The sequence below is a fragment of the Kitasatospora gansuensis genome, assembly GCF_014203705.1.
Taxonomy (GTDB): domain Bacteria; phylum Actinomycetota; class Actinomycetes; order Streptomycetales; family Streptomycetaceae; genus Kitasatospora; species Kitasatospora gansuensis.
The window spans coordinates 5143190-5163760 of sequence record NZ_JACHJR010000001.1 but is presented as its reverse complement, the minus strand read 5'-3'; the positions used below and the strand labels follow the sequence as shown (position 1 = coordinate 5163760).

The window sequence follows — 20571 nt, the reverse complement described above, 5'->3', positions numbered from 1 at the left end:
ACAGCTCACGGGCCCTGACACATCGCCAGGCGGCTCAGACGGTGGAGACGACCACGGTCTTGGCGGCCTTGTCGTGGATGCACTGGCGGTACGGCTTGTCGAAGACGCCGAACAGGCCGTTCACCGGCCACCACAGCCCGCCGCAGCAGATCACCGCCGGGAGTACGAAGGTCGCCGCCCTGGTCCAGGCGGCCGAACCGGTCGGGGCGCTGCCGTCGACCAGCATCGCGACCCGGATCTTCATCAGCTTCTTGCCGACGGTCTGGCCGTCCCGGCTGAGCATGATGCCCTCGTAGATCAGGTAGAGGGCGTAGCCGAGCCAGGCCGCGCCGACCCAGCCGCCCTGGTTGCCGAGGTTGGCGAACGGGAGCACCACCACCACCGCGACGGCCTGAACCAGCAGGAAGTCGATCAGGCGGGCCACGATCCGGGCGCCCCAACCACCGAGCGGCGGCATCCCGGGAACCGGGCCGGCACCCGCCTGGTACGGGGCACCGTAGGCGGGCGGCGGGGGCGGCGCGCCGTACGGGCTCCCGTCGTAGCCGCCGGGCGCACCGTAGGGGCCGCCGGGGGGCGGCGTGCCGTAGGGATGGGCCGCCGGCGGGGGCGGGGCGCCGTACGGATCGGACGGTGCGCCGTAGGGATCGGACGGCGCACCCTGCTGCCCGCCCGGTTGCGGGGGCTGCTTGTCGAAGGAGGGCTTGTCGCCCCCCTCCGGCGCGGGGTCTGACGAGGGGTCATGGGTGCTCATGACCCGAGTAGAACATCACGGATACTACGATGTTGGGATATTTAGTCCGTTTTGCCCCATCGGGCCGTCCACTCCGGCGCACTGAAGGCCAGTCAGGCGCGCACCACTCGGGTCCGCGCCGCCCGGTCCGGCCAACCCCGCCGGGCGGAACGGTCCCACAACGGCGCGAACAGTCCGACCACCGAGAGCACCGCCACCTGCCGGACCAGCCACCGCACCATCGAACGGCCGAACGTCGGCGCGAGAGCCGCCCGCGTCATGTCGGCGACCCGGATGCCGGCCAGCCGCTTGCCGAAGGTCTGTCCGGTCCGGGAGACCGGCAGCACCTCGTACAGCAGCGCGGCCAGCACCAGGACGCCGAGCAGCGCCGCCACCCGGCCGAGCACCAACCCGTCCACCAGCCAGACCCGTACCTGCTGACCGGCGCGGCCTGCGCTCGCCGCCTCGGCCAGGCGGACCTTGTCCTCGATGTGGGTGATCACGGAGCCGATCATCGGCACACCCGCCGCGACGGCGACGACGGCTAGCGCCACCGTGTCGACCAGCCGGGCCACGGCGCGACGGCCGAGACCGGCGGGGAGCGGTGTCGGCGGCTTGCGGGAGCCGGCCCGACGCGGCACGGGGGGCCGCGTGGTGGCGCCGGCGGGCGCCTGCGCGGGTGCGGTCGGCTTCACCGCGACCGGCTTCACCACGGCGGGCCTCACGACCGCGGGCTTCGCGGCCGCCGGCTTCGCGACGGCGGGCGGCTGCACGGCGACCGCGACCGGCGGCGCCGACTGCGGGGCGGGCAGCGGCGTAACGGGGGTCGGCTCCGGGGCCGGCGCGGGCTCGGAACGGAACGTCGGCTCGGCGAAGGTCGCGGCGGGCGCACCCCAGGAGACCACCTCCGGCTGCGGGGTGGGCATGGCCTGCCACGCGGTGGCCACGGGAGGTTCCTGAACCGTCTGCTGCAACTCCCGCTCCACGTACGGCGCCAGTACGAAGGACGCGCCACCCGAGGTCTGATCGAAGAAGACCGGACCGGTCTCCTCGGCCGCCGGGACGGACCGCGCGGACGGGGCCAGCGGAGCGGGCGGGGCGGCCAGGGCGGACAGCGACGGCTCCACCCGGCCAGGTGACCCGACCACCGGCCGGGGCGGCGGCGCGGCCGGGGCGAACGTGGCGGCCGCCCGATGGGTGGCCCCCCGGGGCGGCGCCAGCGACTCACCGGCGGGCGGGGCCGGGCGACTGGTGCCCGGCACCCAGGCGGAGCCACCCCAGTAGCGGACGAAGCCGGGGACGGACGGGTCGGGGTAGTAGCCCGGCGCCGGGTCGAGGGCTGTGTCCAGGTCACCGGCGAGGGGCCGTTCCGTCATGGGGATCTCTTTCCTGGCAGCACCGTGGAGCGGACGACCCGTCAGCACCCGCATGCGGGCGGACAGTCGTCGAGCAGTCACAAAGGGTAGTGCCTCGGGGGCCCGACGGCGGGCAGTTGGTCAATTCCAGGACGTTGGGCGAATGCGTGTAAGAGCTTCGCCGGAGCTCACTCTCTCCTGATGCAGGGGCTCGGAGGCGGGCCCCACGACATCGAGAGGAATCCCGTCATGGAGCGGTCCACGAGCGTCATCGAGCACGAACTCGAACTCAACCTGGTGCTGTCCCCCGAGCGCAGCGTCCCGGTCCCGGCCCGGCTGTCGTACGGCAGCCACGACCCGTTCGCCGTGCACATCACCTTCCACCTGGACACCGGCACCCCGGTGACCTGGGTGTTCGCCCGCGAGCTGCTGGTCGAGGGGACCTTCCGGCCGTGCGGCCAGGGGGACGTGCGGATCTGGCCGACCAGGTCCGGGCGGCGCAGCGTGCTCTGCATGGCGCTCAGCTCTCCGGCCGGGGACGCCCTCCTCGAGGCACCGCTGCCCGCCGTGGCGGCCTGGCTGGAGCGGGCGCACCGCCTGGTGCCGCCGGGCGCCGAGCTGGCGGCGCTGGACCTCGACCACTCGCTGGCGGAACTGCTCGCGTGAACATAAACGCAGACGTGAACGCCAACTCAGGCGCGAACATCAACCCTGACGCGAACGTCGACCCGAACGTGAATGCTGCCCCCGACGTGAACGCCACCCCAGGCGCGAACGTCGGCCCGAACGCGAACGTCACCCCCGCCATGAACGCTCACGCCAGCATGAGCGTTCACGCCAACGTGAACCCCCGCACCAGCAACCGTCAGCGCTGCCGCAGCGGCTCGGCCACCCCGGCAGACGTACGCTGCCGCGGCAGGCGGATCAGCGGCGCCCCCGCCGCCCGCCGCCGGGAGCGGATCCGCAGCGCCGCGACGAGCAGGAAGCACAGACCGGTGAGCGGGTAGACCCCCGCCGGGAGCTGGGCCAGCGGTGAGAGGTGCAGGTCGAGGTCGCCCTTGTGCGGGACGAGCCACATGCCGAAGGAGAGGAAGGCGAGCAGCGTGGCAGCGAAGATCAGCCGCCACCGCAGCCGCCGGACCGCAGCCGGCCGGGAGCGCTCGTGCGCCGCCTCAGCCGCGAGCAGCACCAGCACGGGCACGCACCAGATCCAGTGGTGGGTCCAGCTGATCGGTGAGATCAGCACCGCCGTGACGGCCGCGCAGCAGACGCCCCAGGCGTCGGCCCGGGGCAGCCAGCGGGCGCTGCGGAACGCCCAGGCCGCCGTGGCCAGCCCGGCGATCGCGACCAGCGCCGCGACCGCGGTGGCGACGGCCCCCGGGTGGGCGGTGTGCAGCAGCCGGGCGACCGCGCCGCTGATCGACTGGTTGTCGACGATCTCGGTCTTGCCGACCCGCGAGGAGTCGTAGAGGTACTTGGTCCAGAAGCCCCAGGTCGCGTCGGGGAGGATCAGCGCGCCGAGCAGGAAGGTGCCGAGGAAGGTGGCCCCGGCCACGAAGGCGGCTTTGATCCGGCCCGTGATCAGCAGGTAGACGGCGAACAGGCCGGGAGTGAGCTTTATCCCGGCCGCGATGCCGATCGCGATGCCCTTGGAGCGGCGGCCGTCCGGCCGGGTCAGGTCCCAGAGGACCAGGCAGGCCAGCGCCAGGTTGATCTGCCCGTACCGGAGCGTGGTGAAGACCGGTTCCAGCCAGACGCCGAGCCCGGCCACCAGCACCACGCCGACCGCGCGCAGGTCCCGGCGGGGCCAGCCGACCAGCTTGAAGGAGAGGTGCGCGAGCAGGGCCAGCAGCCCGACGTTGCCGACCGTGATCGCCACCCGCAGGAAGCCGATGCCGAACCAGGTGGTCGGCACGAACAGCATCGCCGCGAACGGCGGGTAGGTGGCGGGCAGGTTCCACTCCGTCACCCTGAGCCCGTACAGGTCCTGGCCCTTCGCGACGGCGGCGCCCTCGGCCCGGTAGACGATCATGTCGACCATCGAGGTACCGACGAAGTGCCGCACCGTCGCGTACGTCAGCAGCGAGAACAGCGCCACCGCCGTGGCGATCGCCAGCGGACGGCGGGGAGCCTCCCGAAGCGCCCGGACGGGGGCGCCGAGGGCGGCGGTGACCCGCCGTCCGGGCGTGACAGGGGCAGCGGGGGCGGGCTCCTGGGGGGCCCTGCGCTGCTCTTGCGCCGTTGTCACGTGATAGCTCCGTCCGCCGGTAGACCAGCTAGCGACCTTACCGGACCACCGGAAACCCGCGACTTGGCGCCCGGCCCGCAATCCGGGCGCGGGCACCACACGGAGAGAAGGGGTGCCCCTGACCCCCCGTTGGGCAGGGGCACCCCGACGGAACGTCAGCCGGTGTAGGCGCCGAAGGCCCGGGTGAAGTCCAGCGGCTGCTGGGCGATGCTGCTGCAGGTGGCGTCGGCGTACGGCTTGGCGCCGCCCGCGCAGGCCTTGTCCCGGGTGCCGGACCACATCGCCAGCCAGGCCAGGTGCTTGGTCTTGGCGAACTCGGCGAGCTGGGTGGCGTCGGCCACCGTGAAGACCTCGCTGGCGACGTCGTTCACGCCGATCATCGGGGTGACCGCGACCTTGGCCCAGGCGGCGGCGTCGGCCAGGCCGAGCACGCTCTTGAGCTGCGCCTGGGTCGCGGTGGCCGCGTCGATCGCGTACTTGCCCATCCGGCCCTGCGGGTTGGGGGCGGCGCCGTCGCCGTAGTCCATCGCCATGATGTTCACCGCGCCGATCGCGACGCCGTTGCTCTTGGCGTTGGCGACCAGGTTCACGCCGTCCTGGGTCAGCCCGCTGGGCAGGGCTGGCAGGGTGTAGGAGACGTCCAGGGTCTTCCCCTTGGCCGCGGCGTTCTTCTGCAGCTGGACGATGGCCTGGGCGCGACGGGTGTTGGCGGCGGCGTCGCCGAGCGCACCGCCCTCGACGTCGAAGTCCACCTTGGTCGCGCCGTACGCGTCCACGGTCTTCTGGTAGGCGGCCGTCAGCTCGGCCACCGAGGAGCAGGCGGTGGCCAGTTCGCTGCCGTTGGCGCCACCGAACGAGACCCGGACGTCGCCGCCGATCGCCCGCAGCGCACCGATCTGCGCGGCCACCGCGTCGGCACCGAGGTCGCTGACGCCGCCCCACTTCGGGGTGCAGCCGCCGCCGGAGACCACGAAGGCGAGGGTGTAGTTCTTCACGCCGGTCGCCTTGGCGGTGGCCACCAGGTCGAACGGCGGGTAGAGCGAGGTGTCCACGTACGGGGCGAAGTGACCGTTCGTCACCACCGGCGGCGGCGTGCTGGCCGACGCGGTGGGGGTCGGCGTCGGCGTCGGGGTCGGGGTCGGAGTGGGCTTCGCCGTGGTGGGAGCCACGGTGGGGCTGGCCGACGCGGTCGGCGCGGTGCTCGGGGCCGCGGTGGTCGGGCGGCCCGAGGGGGTCGGCGGGGTGGTGGAGCCCGCCGTGCACGGGGCGTCGTTGATCAGACAGTTGGCGGGCTCGGCCTGGGCGGCACCGCTGCCCTGCACCACGAAGCCGACGTCCAGGGACTTGCCCGGCTCGATCCGCTTGCTCCAGTCCTGCGGCTTCACGGTGACGTGCTGGCCGGTGGCGGTGAAGGTGGCGTTCCAGAGCGAGTCGATCCGGGCGCCGGCCGGGAGGTCGAAGCTGAGGGTCCAGCCGTCGATGGCCTTGCTGTCCGGGTTGGTCACCAGGTACTGGCCGGTGTACCCGGTCTCCCAGGCGCTGGTCCGGCTGTACACCGCCCCCGGGGAGGCGGCGCTGGCGGAGGCGGCGAAGGTCACCACCGCGCCCGCGACGATCGCGGTGGCGATGGCGGAGGCGCCGATCACCGTGCCCTTGCGGCTGCGGCGGCGGTGCCCGGAGCGGCGGGTGGGCTGGTTCGTCATGGGCTGAGACCTCCGGCTGAGTGACCGTCAACCGGGGCCCCACGCCACCGGCCCGGCCGACGCTAGCGCCGCCCCGCGGGCCTCGGGGCCCGCCTCAGCCACCCGAACACCTCTGTTAGGGATCACTTAAGGCAAGGGGTCTGCGCTGTCGGCACGGCGCAAGGTTGCACTATCCAGGGGCTCGGGGAACTGCGAGGAGATCTGGCGTTCGGGTCACTGCGAAAGTGCCTGACCACCTACGCACGATCACCTTGCAAGGGTCGGCGTCGCCCGCGCGGCGGAGCCGCACATCAGCAGAGCCCCGAGCCCCTGGTGGCTGAGCCCGGAGGGTCTAGCTGCGCCGCTTGCGCGACAGCCGGGGCAGGGCCGGCCGGGTCTCCAGGCGGAGCCGGAGTTCGGCGCCGCCGAGGACGGCGGAGCGGCCGAGGGCGAGGTCGCCGCCGGTGGTTTCGGCGAGCTTGCGGACGATGTCGAGGCCGAGGCCGGTGGAGCCCTCGCCGCCCTGGCCCTCGCCGCGGCGGAGGGCGGCGTCGGGGTCGGCGAAGCCGGGGCCTGCGTCGCCGACCAGGACGATCACCGAGCCCTCGGTGACCAGGACGTCGACCGAGAAGGCGGTGCCGATGCCGGTGTGCCGGAAGACGTTGCCGAGCAGCGCGTCCACGGCGGCGGCCAGGTCGCCCCGCTGGACGGGCACGGGCGCCGCGCCCTCGGCGCCGGCGAGCTGCCAGCGGCGGCCCTCGTCCTCGGCGAGGGCGGACCAGAAGCCGACCCGCTCCCGGATCACCTCGGCGGCGTCGCAGCCGAAGGCCACCGAGGGGACGTCCTCGGGCGCGCGGCGGGCGGTCCGGATGATCTGGTCGACCTCGCGCTCCAGTTGGGCGACGGCGTGCCGGGTGGCGTCGGCGGCGTCGCCGGTGCCGAGCGAGGCGGTGTTCAGCCGAAGGACCGTCAGGGGCGTGCGCAGGCGGTGCGAGAGGTCGGCGGCGAGTTCGCGTTCGGCGGCCAGCAGGTGGACCACCCGGTCGGCCATCGCGTTGAAGGCGAGGGCGGCCTCCTGGAGTTCCTCAGGGGCGCCGTCGGCCTGCCTGCCCTCGACCGGGACCCGGACGGCGAGGTTGCCGCTGCCGAGCGAGCGGGCGGCGGCGGCCAGTCGGCGGGCGGAGCCGACGATCCGGGCGCCCATCCGGTCGGCCACCAGGACCGAGATGGCGACCAGGGCGAGCGCGACCAGCGAGAGCACCAGCCAGGCGGTGCCGACGCCCCGGGTGAGGTCTCCCCCGGCGACGTACACCTCGACCACGGCGACCCGGTGGGCGTCCACCGCGACGGGCTGGAGCAGTACGAAGCCGCCGGGTGCCCGGTCGATGAAGGACTGGCCCTGGCCGGCCGCGGTGGCGACCGCGAGCTGGGAGGCCCGGCCGTGGCCGACCACGGTGCCGGGGCCGAAGCCGGTGACCGGCAGGTGGACGGCCATCTTCTCCTGGGCGCCCGCGTCGGTGCTGGCCAGCGCGCGGGCGATGGCGTCCTGTTCGGTGGTGATCGCCAGGGCCGGGCCGAGGGCGGCGGCCTGGCGTTCGGCGGAGGTGAAGGCGCGGTCCCTGGCGGTCTGCTGGACCATCAGGCCGAGCGGGATCAGGAACGCCAGCGCGACCATCGTGGTGCCGGCCACCGCCGCCTTGATCAGAGCCCAGCGCAGCGACTGCCCACTCCGGCCCGCGGCCGGCCGCAGCGACTGCCCGTTCCCCCCGGAGCCGGCGGCCGAGCGGCTGCGACGCCTCACGTCGGCTCCCCGCCGTCGAGCCCCGCCGCAGGGGCCTCCAGCCGGACCCCGACGCCCCGGACGGTGTGCAGGTAGCGCGGCTTGGAGGCGGTCTCGCCGAGCTTGCGGCGCAGCCAGGACAGGTGCACGTCGATGGTCTGGTCGCCGCCGTAGGTCTGCCGCCAGACCTCGGCCAGGATCTCCTTGCGCGGCACCACGACGCCGGGCCGGGCGGCCAGGAAGGCGAGCAGGTCGAACTCACGCCGGGTCAGGTCCAGCGGCCGGTCGTCCAGGACGGCTTCGCGGCGCTGGGCGTCGATGGCCAGCCCACCGACCCGGAGCACCTGGGCGACCGGGGCGGTGCCGCTGCCGAAGCGGCGCAGCACGGCGGTCATCCGGGCCGTCAGGTGCTCGACGGAGAAGGGTTTCACCAGGTAGTCGTCGGCGCCGTCGTTGAGCAGCCGGACGATCTCGGCCTCGTCGTCCCGGGCGGTGGAGATGATCACCGGGACGTTGGTCAGCCCCCGGATCATCTTGAGCGCCTCGCTGCCGTCCAGGTCGGGCAGGCCGAGGTCGAGGATCACCAGGTCGCAGCCGACCTGGGCGACCTCACGGAGGGCTTCCAACGCGGTGCCGACGCTGCGGACCGCGTGGCCGGACTCGGTCAGGTGCCGGATGAGGGCGGAGCGTACGAAAGGGTCGTCCTCGACCACGAGCACTGTTGCCATGGGGCCGCAGGGTACGCCATTCGGGTGCATTGGTCTGTACCGCGGGGCGGTTCCGGAACAGTCGTCGACCGCTCCGGTGTCATTTGTGCAACTTCCCTGCCGATTCGCTGACCTGCACTCCTACCGGTCCCGGCGGTACGGCAGGATGTGCACGCGATGCGGAACGGACTGGTACAGCTCGGCGCCTGGACGGCGGCCACGGGGGCAGCGGTGGCGCTGTCCTGGCTCGGCGTGCACGCGGTGCTGACCGACGCCGCGTTCGAGCAGCCCTCGGCCCTGCCGCTCCCGTCGGCGGCCGTCCGGACCTCCGACGCACCGTCAGTTCCGGTGTCGCCGCCCGCGAGCACGCCCGCCCCCACGACGAGTCCGGCCAGCCCGACGCCGGCGGCCGCGACCACCCCGGTGGCCAAGGTGAGCAAGAAGCCCACCGCCACCGCGGGAACGGCTTCGGTGAAGAGCTTCCGGGTCCCGGGCGGGCGGGTCGCGCTGGACATGCAGCCGACCACCGCCGAGCTGGTCTCCGCGACGCCCGACCAGGGCTGGCAGATGCAGCTCTGGCAGGGCGACCAGTGGCTCCGGGTGGACTTCACCAAGGACGGCAGCACCAACTCGGTGTTCGCGACCTGGAACGGTCACCACCCCGACGTGCAGACCGTGGTGCGCTGAGAGACCGCGGTCAGCCCAGGATGCCCGGCGGCGGCGCGAGGTAGCCCGGCAGGTAGGGCCCCGGGTAGGCGGTGCGCTCGACCAGCACGTGGTGGGCGGGCCCCGGGGTGCCCAGGGTGGCCAGTACGGCGGTGCCGTAGCGGTCGGTGAGCTCGTACGGTTCGGCCACCGAGAGGGCGCCGCGGTCGACCGCGTAGTCGTACGCGGCGTAGGCGTCGGGCACTTCGATGACCAGGTCGAGGATGGTGTCGCCGTGCCGGGAGACGTGCCGGGCGATCCGTTCGGCCCGCTCGGTGAAGGGGTGCAGGGCGGAGCTGACGATCAGTCGGGTCGCCCCGGACTCCAGGACGAAGGAGAGCGTGTCGGGACGGCCGGTCTCGGGGCCCGCGTACGCGGTGCACCGCATGGCCAGCGCGGAGCAGTAGTAGCGGGCGGTGCGGCGGGCGTCCCGGACGGCGAGCAAGGCATCGGTGCGCAGGGCCGGCAGCGGACCGTTCTCGTCCGGGTGGAGGGCGAGCGGTGCCATGGAGACGTCGGTCAAGAGAACCTCCCCGGTTGGCCTCGTGGCGCGGTGTGGGGGCCCGCACCACGAGGCGGTGGGGGGAGCGTGCCGTCCGGACCGGCGTTGCGCAACTGTTCCGTTTTCCGCTGGGCAAGCTGTGCGACCGGGCCGGACAATGACAGGCGCAGCTGGACAGATTGCCCACCGGACGGAGCGGCCGTGCACACCCCGAACGACGCCATCGACGCGCTCGACGGCAAGTTGATCAGACTTCTCAGCGAGGAGCCCCGGATCGGGGTACTGGAGTGCTCCCGCCGGCTCCAGGTCGCCCGGGGCACCGTGCAGGCCCGGCTGGACCGGCTGCAGGCCCGGGGCGTGATCGGCGGGTTCGGTCCCCAGGTGGACCCGGCGGCGATCGGCTACCCGGTCACGGCCTTCGCCACGCTGGAGATCTCGCAGGGTCAGGGGGTGGACGTCCGGGCCCATCTGACCTCCGTTCCGGAGGTGCTGGAGCTGCACACCATCACCGGGCACGGGGACATGCTGGTGCGGATCGTGGCCCGGTCGAACGCCGATCTGCAGCGGGTGATCGACCGGGTGGTGGGCTTCGACGGGATCGTCCGGGCCTCGACCGCGATCGCGCTGGAGAATCCGGTGCCGTTCCGGATCATGCCGCTGGTGGATCAGGCCGCCCGGGAGTAGTACCCGCCGGCAGCGGGCAACACAGACCCGAATTGGCATATGCCAACGGCTCGTGCGCGTAAAGATCACAAGCATGAGATCCATACCGTGGTGTGAATACCCATCACCTGCCATTCCGTCAGCTCCCGCCCCCCACCCGCCCGGAGGAGCACGGTGAGCCCCGAGATCGGCGGTCCGCCCACCCTGATCGCCTCCGCCCAGCGCGCCCTGCGGCTGCTGGAGGCGGTCGCCCGCTACCCGCGCGGGGCCACCGCCAAGCAGCTCGCCCGGGACACCGGGCTGGCACTGGGCACCGCGTACCACCTACTCCGCACCCTGGTGCACGACTGCTACCTGGAACGCCGGGAGGGCCGCTACCTGACCGGTCCCGCGGTCGCCGGGCTCTGTCGGGAGGAGAGCCCGGCCGCCGGGCACCGGCGGCTCGACCGGCTGCTGCGCCGGCTCAGCGACGACCTGGCCGCCGCCGTCTACCTGACCCGGTACCACCAGGGCGAGGTGGTGCTGGTCGCGGCCCAGGCCGCGCCCGGCGCGCCCACCGTCGACCTGGCGGACTTCCCGGCCGGGGCGCACGCCACCTCGGCGGGCAAGACCCTGCTCGCGCTGATGTCCGCCGAGGAGCGCCGGTCCTACCTGGCCAGGTACCCGATGGTCGCGTTCACCCCGTACACCCTGCGCGACCCGGCCCAGCTGCCGCTGCTGCCCCGGCAGGGGCCGCAGCGGGCCGCGCCGATCACCCAGTACCAGGAGTTCGTGCTCGGCACCGCGGCGGCGGCGGTGCCGATCGTGGCCGGCAGCGGGCTGGCCGCGGTCTCGGTCTCGCTGCCGATGACCCAGGCGCACCGGTTACCGCAGATCGCCGCCCAGTTGCGGACCAGGCTGAGCGACGACTTCGCGTCGGTCGCGTTCGGACTGTGACCCGACCGGCCCGGCAAGCAGCACGGGCCGGACGGATCTGAGCAGGTCGAAGGAGCGTCAGCAGGCGGGCACCGAACCACCGGTGTTCAACGCGGTCAGAGCAGCGACCGCGCCCGCCAGGGTCTCCACCGGCACCAGCCGCAGTCCGGCCGGGGTGTTCACCTTGGCCGACGAGCACTCGCTCCTCGGCACCAGGAAGACGGTCGCGCCGTCCCGGGCGGCCGCCTGGGTCTTCAGCGGTACGCCGCCGACCGCGCCGATGTTGCCCTGGTCGTCGATGGTGCCGGTACCCGCGATCACCTTGCCGCCGGACAGGTCACCGCCCTTGCCGTCACCGGCCAGCTTGTCGACGATGCCGAGCGCCAGCAGCTGGCCCGCGCTCGGGCCGCCGATCGAGCCCAGGTCGACCTTCACCTTCACCTGGGTCGGCGAGAGCTTCAGGTAGTTCAGCGCCGCGACAGTGGCGCTGTCCTGGGACTCCGTCATCTGTTCCGCCGTCACCTGCTCGGCCTTGGCCGGATCCCGCTGCGGGTAGACCGCCTCGGACGGCAGCACCGCCTCGTCCGGGTTCAGCCAGGCGTCCAGCGCGGTGAACAGCCTGGTCCGCTCGCCCGGGTTGGTGGCCGCGATGGTCACCATCCGCAGCTGCCCGTCGGTCTGCCGGAGCGGCGCCCCGGTGACCGTCAGCACCGGCTGCCCCTCGTACGAGCCGAGCACGTCCGCGGTGGTCCCCGGCATGGTCAGGGTGAACGGCAGCGGCACGAAGGCCGCCGTCCCGAACAGCCCCGCGACCAGCACCCCGCACAGGGCCAGCGCGCGGGTCTTCGGACGGGTCAGCACCGGGGGAAGCTTCGCATCGGACACACCGGAATCGTACGGGGCAACCCCGCCGGGCGGCGGCGCCTCGACCAAGCACCGACTACCGGAGGGCGTCCGCCACCTCGGTCGCGGCCTCCACCACCCGCGGGCCGACCCGTTCGGGCACCAGCCCGTTGAGCATCACCACGCCGACGCTGCCCTCGATGCCGCTCAGCCCGAGCAGGGCCGCCGCCGCACCACTGGCCCCGGACTGCTCCTCCGCCCGGGTGATCACGAAGCCCTGCTCGGGCCGTCGCTGACCGGGGAAGTTGCGGGCCTCCAGGATCGCCCGGCCGGCCGCGCTCTCGTCCAGCGGGTGCCGCAGGCCGGTCCGGTACGCGACGTGGAAGTCGGTCCAGCTCGGCTCCACCACGGCCACCGCGAGTGCCTCGGCGCCGTCGACCAGGGTCAGGTGGGCGGTGGCGCCGAGATCCTCGGCCAGGCTGCGCAGCGCGGGCAGCGCGGCCTCCCGGAGCAGCGGGTGGACCCGGTGGGCCAGCCGCAGCACGCCGAGCCCGACCCGGGCCCGGCCGCCGATGTCGCGGCGGACCAGCCCGTGCTGCTCCAGGGTGGCCAGCAGCCGGTAGACGACCGTCCGGTTGACGGCCAGGCGGGCCGCCAGCTCGGTGACGGTCAGGCCGCGCTCGGAGTCGGCCAGCAGTTTGAGGACCCGGACACCACGGTCCAGGGTCTGGGAGGTCTCGGCAGTCACGACGCGCATTCCTTTCTGCGGTGGTCACCGGCTTGCGGGCAGGACGGGGCCTGACCCGGGGTCCGGGTTTCTACGCGCAGGTGGGGTTTCCGCCCTGGAGCGGTCCGTCGGCGTCGTCGACGAACGGACAGCCCTGCGGTGCCCGTCTCGGGTTGGGGTGGGTCGTTCGAGAGAGCGTGTGGAGAAAGTAGTGAAGGAGGGGCACGCTGCGGAAGGGTCTGTCCAAAATTCGGGCAAGATCTGTTATCGAACAGACCGCAAATCCGGACAACAAGCCCATTCGAATGGGCCTTTTCCGACTGTCTGTTCGAACGGAGTCCGGAGAGCGGACAGTCACCAGAGGTTACGACCGACCGTCCAGAGCACCGCGACGGTCAGCACGGCGGCCGAGCCGCAGCCGGGGCAGGACAGGCCGGAACCCCGGCCGGGGTGATTTCTGACGATTCGTCGACCGATCGGACGAAACAGGCCCGAAACGGTCAGTTCGCCCACTCGCGGACCTTGGCGATCCTGGCTTTCAGCTGGTTGGCCGTCGCCTGCGCGGTGAGCGGACCACCGCACTGCCGGCGCAGCTCGTTGTGGATGGTGCCGTGCGGCTGGTTGGTGCGGTGGTGCCAGGCGGCGACCAGCCCGTTCAGCTCCTTGCGCAGGTCACGCAGCTCCTGATGGGTCACCACCGGGCGCTGCTCGGCCGGGAGTTCCAGCAGGTCGGCCTCCTCGGCCGGCTTGCCCTTGGAGCGCTGGATCTGCCGGGTCTGACGTTTCTGCAGCAGCATCTGCACCTGGTCCGGCTCCAGCAGACCGGGGATACCGAGGTAGTCGTCCTCCTCCTCGCTGCCCGGGTGCGCCTGCATCCCGAACTCCATGGAGTTGTAGAGCACCCGGTCGAAGACCGCGTCGGAGCCGATCGCCTCGTAGCTGAACTCGTCGCCGCCCGCGCCGTCCGGGCCGTCGTTGGCCCGCTCGGCCTCGGCGAGCAGCCGGTCCTCCTCGTCGAAGAGACCGTCGCCCTCCTTCTTCGGCCGGTCCAGCACGTGGTCGCGCTGCAGCTCCATCTCGTTGGCGAAGCCGAGCAGGGTGGGCACGGTGGGCAGGAAGACCGAGGCGGTCTCCCCGCGCTTGCGGGCCCGGACGAAACGGCCGACCGCCTGGGCGAAGAACAGCGGGGTGGAGATCGAGGTGGCGTACACCCCGACGCAGAGCCGGGGCACGTCGACGCCCTCGGACACCATCCGGACCGCGACCATCCAGCGGGAGGTGCCCGCCGCGTAGTCGGAGATCCGCTGGGAGGCCTCGGTCTCGTCGGAGAGCACCAGGGTGACCTTCTCCCCGGAGATCTCGCGCAGGATCTTGGCGTAGGCCCGGGCCACGTTCTGGTCGGTGGCGATCACCAGACCACCGGCGTCCGGGATCGCCTTGCGGACCTCGGTGAGCCGCTTGTCGGCGGCCTGCAGCACGCTCGGGATCCACTCGCCCTGCGGCGCCAGCGCGGTCCGCCAGGCCTGCGCGATCAGGTCCTTGGTCATCGGCTCGCCGAGCCGGGCCTCCAGCTCGTCGCCGGACTTGGTCCGCCAGCGCATGTTGCCGCTGTACGAGAGGAAGATCACCGGGCGGACCACGTGGTCGGCCAGCGCGTGCCCGTACCCGTAGGTGTAGTCGGCGACCGACTTCCGCAGCCCGTCGGTGTCCTGCTCGTACTGGACGAACGGGATCGGGTTGGTGTCCGAGCGGAACGGCGTACCGGTCAGCGAGAGCCGCCGGGTGGCCGGCTCGAAGGCCTCGAAGCAGGCCTCGCCCCAGGACTTGGAGTCACCGGCGTGGTGGATCTCGTCCATCACCACCAGGGTCTTCCTGGCCTCGGTGCGGTTGCGGTGCAGCATCGGGTTGACCCCGACGCCCGCGTAGGTGACCACGATGCCGTGGTACTCCTTCGACAGCGGCCCCGAGGAGTACGCCGGGTCGAGCTTGATGCCTATCCGGGCGGCGGCCTCGGCCCACTGCTTCTTCAGGTGCTCGGTCGGGGCGACCACGGTGATCTGCTGCACCAGGTGGTTGTGCAGCAGGTACGAGGCCAGCGTGAGCGCGAAGGTGGTCTTACCGGCGCCGGGGGTGGCGACCGCAAGGAAGTCCCGCGGCTGCTTCTCGACGTACTTGTCCAGCGCACCCTGCTGCCAAGCCCGGAGCTTGCCCGCCGTGCCGTACGCGGCGCGGCTCGGGAAGGCCGGGGACAGGTGGTGCGAGCCCGCGGCGACGGCGCGGACCGGCGCATGCGGGTCGGCGGCGTCCGAGAAGAGCGGGGCCATGGCGGAGGAAGCGGCAGTACTCACGGTCTCCGAAGGGGGATCATCGCAGGTCAGGGCCTATGCGGCAGGCCCGTCCCGCAGTCGGGCAGCGGTCGGACAACCCGCCTAGCCTACCGGCAGCCGCCCCGGTCGGCCGCCCGACACGAGGTCCGCGGGACCGTCCGGACGGTGGATCTCGGCAGGGCTCAACCCGAGCTGACCGGGCGGTTTCGACGGAAAGGACATGGGCAATGTGACGTGGATCACGCCATTTTCTGCCAAAAGTGACGTAAGCCCCAGGGGTCCCCCACCTCTCACTGGTGCGGACCCGAACAACCGGGCCGCGCCCGATCGGGAGGAACCCATGTCCGCCGCCGTTGTCGAGCAGGTCGTGCAGGCCCGGCTCATCGTCAGCACCCACCGCTCCGCCCTGCTCCGCGTCACCCTGCGGTACCGGGCCGACGACCCGCTGGCGGTGCGGATGGGCTTCCCCGCCGAGTACTCGCTGGACGTCGAGCCCGAGCTGCTGGACACCCCGCAGCCACAGCCCGAGGTCGAGTGGGTGTTCGCCCGGCAGCTGCTGGCGACCGGCCTCGACCTGCCGACCGGCGACGGCGACGTGCACGTCCGCCCCGCGCTCGGCCGGCGCACCATGGTCGAGCTGCGGGCCCCCGAGGGCGTCGCGCTGCTCCAGTTCGACGAGCCCGAGCTGCGCCGCTTCCTCTGGCGCAGCTACCTCGCGGTGCCCGAGGGCCAGGAGTTCAGCCTCCTGGACGCGGACCGGGCACTGGCCGAGCTGCTCGGCTGAGGTGCTCGACCGGGGGCCCGTCAGCCGGACAGTTTGCGCATCAACCGGACCCCCTGAGCCGGCGTCAGGTGCGGCAGGTAGGCCTTGCCGATCGCCCGGCTGATGCTGCCCAGCGCGGCCGGGTCCGGGTAGACCATGTACATCGGCCGGTACTCGGGCTGGAACTTGGCCTTGAAGGCGAGCAGCGAGCGGAAGCCGTACACCGGCTCCATGCTCCGGCCCAGCCAGTCCATGGTCCGGTCCAGCGTGCTCGGTTCGGTACCGCGCTCGGCCCGGGCCAGCGGGGCGCCGGAGAGGCTGAGGAACTCGGCGCCCTCCTCCTTGAAGCCGAGCGCGGCGGAGGCGATCAGGAACTCCATCACGCCCCGGAAGCCCTCCGAGCGCCGCCGCATGAAGTCCAGCGTCCAGCCCACCGGGGCGCCGTCCCGGTAGACCGGCATCCAGCTGGTCAGCCCGTGCACGGTGCGGTCGGCGTCCACCGCGACCAGCACCCGGACCGCCGGGTCGGCCAGCTCCTCCAGGCCGCCCAGGGTGAAGCCCATCTCCGGCAGGCCCTTGTCCGAGACCCACTCCTCCGAGATCGAGCGGATCTGGTCCCGGATCGCGATCGGGGCGTCCTGCCAGGTCCACCACTCGGCGGTGATGCCCTCCTTGCCCGCCTTGTTCAGCGAGGTCCTGATGTCCTGCCACTTCTTGCCGGTGAAGGCCAGGTCGGGCAGCGGCACCACGGTGTCCTCGGCGACCTGGAGCGAGCGCCAGCCGAGCTGGTCGGCGGCCTGCCGGGTGTCGGCGGTGACGGAGTAGAAGCACGGGGTCCAGCCGCGCTCGTCGCAATACCGGGCGAACCCGGCCACCGCCCGGCGCCGGGCCTCGGGTTCGCCGAACGGGTCGCCGGTGGTCAGCGCCACGGTCGCGATCACCCGGTACGGGACGGCCGCCTCGCCGCGCTCGTCGAACCAGTAGTGGTTGCCGTCCCAGGTGGAGATGAAGGAGAGCGTCGAGCCGCCGTACCGGATCAGCAGCTCCCGGGCCCGGGCCGCGTCCTCGGCGTCCACGTGCACCACCGGGCGGCGGAACGCGAGCAGCAGCGCCACCAGCGCGACCGCCCAGAACAGCACCCCGCACCAGATCTCCAGCGCCTGCGCGGTGCCGCCGGCCGCGATCGGATAGTCCGGCACCAGGTCGTTGTAGGCGGGCGGCAGCAGCTCCGAGGGCAGCCCGGCGAACAGCTCGCCCAGGGTGGCGTCCGGCTCGTACTGCTCCCGGACCAGCCAGCCGATCCCGACGTACGCCCCGCAGCTCAGCAGCAGCGCCGAGCCGATCACCAGCGCCAGCCGGCGCAGGTCCCGCCCGGGCAGCCGCTGGTCGAAGCGCTGACGGGTGATCAGCAGCAGCACCAGCATCGCCACCGGCAGCAGCATCGCCTCGCCCATCAGCTGGATCAGGTAGCCCGCGCCGCCGCTCTGGGCGAAGTCGTCGTAGTTGTCCGCCAGCACCCAGGCCAGCAGGCCGGTCCAGAGCAGTTCGGTGCAGACGGTGATCCACCAGGCCGATCGCAGGCCCCGGCGCAGGCCCTCGGCGAGCACCACCAGCAGCCCGGGCACCAGGGCCGCCATCAGCCGCCCGGGCGAGTCGAAGAACCGCTGAGTGGAGTGCGCCCGGGCGCAGGCCTTCGCCGACTCCGCGCAGGCCTCGGTGACCTCCTCGGCCGAGGGCACGTGCGAGAAGTACAGCTCACTCATGGTGTTGAACGGCCCGATCGCGTCCCGGTAGAGCGAGGCGACCAACGGGCCCAGCGCGGTGGCCAGCAGGCAGAGCGCGACCAGCACGCGGGCCTCGGTGTGCGAGATCCCGCGCGGCAGCACCGGCCTGCGGTGGTGCAGCAGCGCGCCCAGCAGCAGGCCGACCAGCACGCCCGCGAACCGCTGCACGCTCTCCAGGTGGCCGATGTAGAGCATCGCCACCAGCGGCACCAGCACGGCCAGCAACCGCACCCGGCGCCGCCAGAGCGCGGTCAGCCGGTAGCTGAGCACCGCCGCCAGGCCGAGCAGGCCGACGCCGGGGCCGGTGGCGATCTGGTCCTGGATGGAGTTCAGCCAGTCCAGGTCGGCGGCCACGCCGAGCCGCGTCAGCCCGGTGCCGAGCAGCGAGCCGAGCACCTGACAGACGATCAGCGCCCCGGCGGTCAGCGGGGTGCCGAGCCGCTGCTCGGCCACCGGGCCGAGCACCAGCAGCAGCAGGCTGGTGGACACGTACGCGCCGATGCCCGGGCACCAGAGCAGCGAGCCGACCAGGGCCCACCAGTGGCCCTCCCGCAGGCTCGGCAGGCCGACCCCGACCTGTTCGAGCAGCGACTGGTCAGGACCGTCGCCGAGGCTGCCGGTGGCCGCGCCGACCGCCCAGAGCGCGACGAACAGGGTCACCGTGAGCGGCGCGGTGCGCAGCCGCCCGGCCAGCAGGCCGAGCAGCCGCAGCCAGCGGTGCCAGCCGCGCTCGGGCTCGGGGGCGATCGGGGCGGCCTCCGCCGCAGAGCGGTTCTCGGTCATCGGATCAGTCCCGCCTGCTGGGCCAGCCATGGGATGTTGACGCCCAGTCCGGCCCGGAAGGTGTTCCAGTCGTGGCCGCCGGGGACGGTCTGGAAATGGGCCTGCATGCCGGCCGCCTGCGCGGCCTGGTAGACCTTCCGCTGCTGCGGCCCGTACTCGCCGTCGCCGTCACCGACCACGAAGGCGGCGGCGGTGTCCGGGAACTTCTTCCGGGCCATCACGTGCAGCGGGTCGACCGCCTCGAAGGCCGCCTGGTCACCGCCGAACGCCTTCTGCACGGTCTCCTGACGGCTGCCCAGGGTCGGCTCCTCCTGGCCGGAGATGTCCAGGAAGGTGCCGTAGACCTCCGGGGCGTTCACGGCCAGCTGGATCGAGCAGGTGCCGCCCTGGGAGAGCCCGCCGATCGCGAGGGACTTGCGGCCGGTGGCGGTCTGCAGGTGGCTGTGCGCCCAGTCCGGCACGTCCTCGGCCAGGTAGGTCTGGGCCTGGGCGATCTTCGAGTTCATGCAGAGCGAGTTGCCCCACTGGGAACCGTTCTGAGCGACCACCAGCACGATCGGGGCCAGGCCCTGGTGCGCGGCGGCGAAGGCGTCCAGCTGCTCCGGCACCTGCCCGGTGCCGATCCAGTCCACCGGTGAGCCCGGCTGGCCGGTCAGCAGCACCAGCACGGGCAGCAGCGGCCGGGGGTCCGCCTGGTAGGCGGGCGGCAGGTAGACGTAGGCGTCCATGGTGTTGAAGCCGGACTTGACGCCCGGGATCGGGGTGGTGGACACGGTGCCCTTGGCGGGCAGCCCGGCGGGGGCGTGCCAGACCTCGGCGAGGGTCTTGCCCTCCGGTACGTGCACCGGGGTGACCTGACCGGTGGTCAGCGCGTCGGTCTTGCCGATCCACGGCGCCAGCAGCACCCGCAGGGTGGGGTACTGGTCGAACTGCCGGTTGATCTCCGAGGAGGCCATCAGCACCACCAGCGCGGCGGCCAGCGCGGCCAGCGCCCGTCCGCGCCAGCGCAGCGGCGGCATCCGCAGCGCGGCCAGGCAGAGCCCGAGGACCGCCACCCCGATCCAGAACAGGGTCGGCCTGGGCAGGCCGTCCGGGAACGGCACCCACCAGTCGTCCACCACGAACCGCAGCAGCACGGTGAGCGCGGCCGCCAGCACCACGGCGCACGGCAGTCGCCTGGTCCACCAGTGCTTGCTCCGGGAGTACGCGAGCCCGAGCAGCGCGGCCGAGCCGACCGCCAGCACCAGGGACGGGATCACCCCGGTGGTCAGCGGCCAGTCCAGCGGGTTCCAGCCGGCCAGCTCCGTGTGACGGCTCATCAGGTCGCGCTCCGTACCAGGTGGGCGAAGACCACCACGTTGGCGTCCCAGCCGTGCGCCGACGAGAACCCGCCGCCGCAGGTGATCAGCCGCAGCTGGGAGTCGGCGCCCTGGCCGTACACCCGGGCGTCGGGGAAGTCCTTCTTGGCGAAGCTCTCCACGCCGTCCACCGTGAAGAACGCGGTGCCCCGGTCGGCGCCGTCCACCTCCACCTGGTCGCCCTTGCGCAGGGTGCCGAGGCCGTAGAAGACGGCCGGTCCGGTCGCGATGTCGACGTGCCCCGCCATGATCGCGGTGCCGCGCTGGCCGGGGGTGACGCCCTCCCGGTACCAGCCCGCGAGGTTGCGGTCCCGCTCGGCCGGGGTCTCCAGCCGGCCGCCGCCGTCCAGGCCGAGCGCGGCCACCGGGGCGTCCACCCGGAGCGCGGGGATCCTGATCCGGGTCGGCACCGCGTACGCCCTGGGCGGCACCAGCAGGGCGGCCGTGGTGGCGCCGTCCATCGCCTGGCTACGGTCCGGGCCGAGCGGGCCGCCGTGCCCGCCGGAGAGCAGCCACGCGCCGAGCAGCAGGGCCCCGCCCGCCGCGAGCGAGCCCGGCCACGGGCTCCTGGAGACCTGCCCGGTCACTCCCGACTCCCCTCGTCCATCCATCCGTGATCCGTGCCAGTCAATCGCCGCCTCCGCCGCACCGCACGGCGAGCCGGCCCGTACGGCGGCCGCCGTACGGAAGATGACCGCA

Annotated in this window: 19 protein-coding genes; 5 read left to right on the top strand and 14 right to left on the bottom strand. The window is 73.0% G+C overall.

Features of this window, described 5'->3' with window-relative positions:
* Positions 1-34 precede the first annotated feature (34 nt).
* Together F4556_RS23060 and F4556_RS23055 are read right to left on the bottom strand one after the other, a co-directional pair.
* Positions 35-751 carry an RDD family protein gene (locus tag F4556_RS23060; RefSeq protein WP_184919132.1) on the bottom strand — a complete coding sequence of 239 codons (717 nt, stop codon included), beginning with the start codon at positions 749-751 and terminating at the stop codon, positions 35-37.
* Positions 752-843: 92 nt separating this feature from the next.
* Positions 844-2106: an RDD family protein gene (locus F4556_RS23055; RefSeq protein WP_184919130.1), complete on the bottom strand. Its 1263-nt coding sequence runs from the start codon at positions 2104-2106 to the stop codon at positions 844-846.
* A 228-nt stretch (positions 2107-2334) separates the two neighbouring features.
* On the opposite strand from F4556_RS23055, the gene F4556_RS23050 reads away from it, so the two are divergent.
* Complete coding sequence (locus F4556_RS23050; RefSeq protein WP_057237567.1) at positions 2335-2751, top strand: SsgA family sporulation/cell division regulator; 417 nt, start codon at positions 2335-2337, stop codon at positions 2749-2751.
* Between the two features lie 199 nt (positions 2752-2950).
* Here F4556_RS23050 and F4556_RS23045 read toward each other — a convergent pair whose 3' ends face one another.
* The 4 genes from F4556_RS23045 to F4556_RS23030 form a co-directional block, all read right to left on the bottom strand.
* Positions 2951-4333 carry a glycosyltransferase 87 family protein gene (locus tag F4556_RS23045; protein ID WP_184919127.1) on the bottom strand — a complete coding sequence of 461 codons (1383 nt, stop codon included), beginning with the start codon at positions 4331-4333 and terminating at the stop codon, positions 2951-2953.
* 155 nt (positions 4334-4488) lie between these two features.
* Positions 4489-6036, bottom strand: coding sequence for a cellulose binding domain-containing protein (locus F4556_RS23040; RefSeq protein WP_184919125.1), 1548 nt, complete (start codon positions 6034-6036; stop codon positions 4489-4491).
* A 331-nt stretch (positions 6037-6367) separates the two neighbouring features.
* On the bottom strand, positions 6368-7732 hold the full coding sequence (locus F4556_RS23035; RefSeq protein ID WP_184925010.1) for a sensor histidine kinase: 1365 nt from the start codon (positions 7730-7732) through the stop codon (positions 6368-6370).
* Between the two features lie 80 nt (positions 7733-7812).
* Positions 7813-8523 (bottom strand): response regulator transcription factor, encoded by a 711-nt coding sequence (locus F4556_RS23030; protein WP_184919123.1) that lies wholly within the window; start codon positions 8521-8523, stop codon positions 7813-7815.
* A 156-nt stretch (positions 8524-8679) separates the two neighbouring features.
* On the opposite strand from F4556_RS23030, the gene F4556_RS23025 reads away from it, so the two are divergent.
* On the top strand, positions 8680-9189 hold the full coding sequence (locus tag F4556_RS23025) for a hypothetical protein (RefSeq protein WP_184919121.1): 510 nt from the start codon (positions 8680-8682) through the stop codon (positions 9187-9189).
* A 10-nt stretch (positions 9190-9199) separates the two neighbouring features.
* Here F4556_RS23025 and F4556_RS23020 read toward each other — a convergent pair whose 3' ends face one another.
* The gene (locus F4556_RS23020; RefSeq protein WP_184919119.1) at positions 9200-9730 is read right to left on the bottom strand and encodes a VOC family protein; all 531 of its coding nucleotides are present in this window, start codon (positions 9728-9730) and stop codon (positions 9200-9202) included.
* A gap of 180 nt (positions 9731-9910) precedes the next feature.
* Between F4556_RS23020 and F4556_RS23015 the strand changes: the two genes are divergently transcribed.
* Both F4556_RS23015 and F4556_RS23010 read left to right on the top strand, forming a co-directional pair.
* Complete coding sequence (locus tag F4556_RS23015) at positions 9911-10393, top strand: Lrp/AsnC family transcriptional regulator (RefSeq protein ID WP_184919117.1); 483 nt, start codon at positions 9911-9913, stop codon at positions 10391-10393.
* 153 nt (positions 10394-10546) lie between these two features.
* The gene (locus tag F4556_RS23010; RefSeq protein ID WP_184919115.1) at positions 10547-11308 is read left to right on the top strand and encodes an IclR family transcriptional regulator; all 762 of its coding nucleotides are present in this window, start codon (positions 10547-10549) and stop codon (positions 11306-11308) included.
* Positions 11309-11365: 57 nt separating this feature from the next.
* On the opposite strand, the gene F4556_RS23005 is transcribed toward F4556_RS23010, so the two are convergent.
* From F4556_RS23005 to F4556_RS22990, 4 genes are all read right to left on the bottom strand, one after another.
* On the bottom strand, positions 11366-12172 hold the full coding sequence (locus F4556_RS23005; RefSeq protein WP_376775742.1) for a hypothetical protein: 807 nt from the start codon (positions 12170-12172) through the stop codon (positions 11366-11368).
* A 55-nt stretch (positions 12173-12227) separates the two neighbouring features.
* On the bottom strand, positions 12228-12878 hold the full coding sequence (locus tag F4556_RS23000; RefSeq protein ID WP_057237549.1) for an IclR family transcriptional regulator: 651 nt from the start codon (positions 12876-12878) through the stop codon (positions 12228-12230).
* Positions 12879-13211: 333 nt separating this feature from the next.
* On the bottom strand, positions 13212-13370 hold the full coding sequence (locus F4556_RS22995; protein WP_184919113.1) for a hypothetical protein: 159 nt from the start codon (positions 13368-13370) through the stop codon (positions 13212-13214).
* A complete protein-coding gene (locus F4556_RS22990) occupies positions 13358-15181 on the bottom strand; it encodes a DEAD/DEAH box helicase (RefSeq protein WP_184925004.1) in 1824 nt (607 codons plus the stop codon). Before F4556_RS22990 ends, F4556_RS22995 begins: the two co-directional genes overlap by 13 nt.
* A gap of 343 nt (positions 15182-15524) precedes the next feature.
* Between F4556_RS22990 and F4556_RS22985 the strand changes: the two genes are divergently transcribed.
* Positions 15525-15968, top strand: a complete 444-nt coding sequence (locus tag F4556_RS22985; protein ID WP_184919110.1) for an SsgA family sporulation/cell division regulator — start codon at positions 15525-15527, stop codon at positions 15966-15968.
* A gap of 20 nt (positions 15969-15988) precedes the next feature.
* Here the strand turns inward: F4556_RS22985 and F4556_RS22980 are convergent, their stop codons facing one another.
* The 3 genes from F4556_RS22980 to F4556_RS22970 are packed head-to-tail and all read right to left on the bottom strand — an operon-like array spanning position 15989 to position 20483.
* The gene (locus F4556_RS22980) at positions 15989-18514 is read right to left on the bottom strand and encodes an MprF family protein (protein ID WP_184919108.1); all 2526 of its coding nucleotides are present in this window, start codon (positions 18512-18514) and stop codon (positions 15989-15991) included.
* Positions 18511-19833 (bottom strand): alpha/beta hydrolase-fold protein, encoded by a 1323-nt coding sequence (locus tag F4556_RS22975; RefSeq protein WP_184919106.1) that lies wholly within the window; start codon positions 19831-19833, stop codon positions 18511-18513. Before F4556_RS22975 ends, F4556_RS22980 begins: the two co-directional genes overlap by 4 nt.
* Positions 19833-20483, bottom strand: coding sequence for a class F sortase (locus tag F4556_RS22970; RefSeq protein WP_184919104.1), 651 nt, complete (start codon positions 20481-20483; stop codon positions 19833-19835). The genes F4556_RS22975 and F4556_RS22970 overlap by 1 nt, the downstream gene beginning before the upstream one ends.
* Positions 20484-20571 lie beyond the last annotated feature (88 nt).

What these genes read in the sequence shown, in the direction of transcription:
- F4556_RS23060 (WP_184919132.1), bottom strand. Translation starts at nt 751, where the DNA reads ATGAGCACCCATGACCCCTCGTCAGACCCCGCGCCGGAGGGGGGCGAC.
- F4556_RS23055 (WP_184919130.1), bottom strand. Translation starts at nt 2,106, where the DNA reads ATGACGGAACGGCCCCTCGCCGGTGACCTGGACACAGCCCTCGACCCG.
- F4556_RS23050 (WP_057237567.1), top strand. Translation starts at nt 2,335, where the DNA reads ATGGAGCGGTCCACGAGCGTCATCGAGCACGAACTCGAACTCAACCTG.
- F4556_RS23040 (WP_184919125.1), bottom strand. Translation starts at nt 6,036, where the DNA reads ATGACGAACCAGCCCACCCGCCGCTCCGGGCACCGCCGCCGCAGCCGC.
- F4556_RS23030 (WP_184919123.1), bottom strand. Translation starts at nt 8,523, where the DNA reads ATGGCAACAGTGCTCGTGGTCGAGGACGACCCTTTCGTACGCTCCGCC.
- F4556_RS23025 (WP_184919121.1), top strand. Translation starts at nt 8,680, where the DNA reads ATGCGGAACGGACTGGTACAGCTCGGCGCCTGGACGGCGGCCACGGGG.
- F4556_RS22990 (WP_184925004.1), bottom strand. Translation starts at nt 15,181, where the DNA reads ATGGCCCCGCTCTTCTCGGACGCCGCCGACCCGCATGCGCCGGTCCGC.
- F4556_RS22985 (WP_184919110.1), top strand. Translation starts at nt 15,525, where the DNA reads ATGTCCGCCGCCGTTGTCGAGCAGGTCGTGCAGGCCCGGCTCATCGTC.
- F4556_RS22980 (WP_184919108.1), bottom strand. Translation starts at nt 18,514, where the DNA reads ATGACCGAGAACCGCTCTGCGGCGGAGGCCGCCCCGATCGCCCCCGAG.
- F4556_RS22975 (WP_184919106.1), bottom strand. Translation starts at nt 19,833, where the DNA reads ATGAGCCGTCACACGGAGCTGGCCGGCTGGAACCCGCTGGACTGGCCG.
- F4556_RS22970 (WP_184919104.1), bottom strand. Translation starts at nt 20,483, where the DNA reads ATGGATGGACGAGGGGAGTCGGGAGTGACCGGGCAGGTCTCCAGGAGC.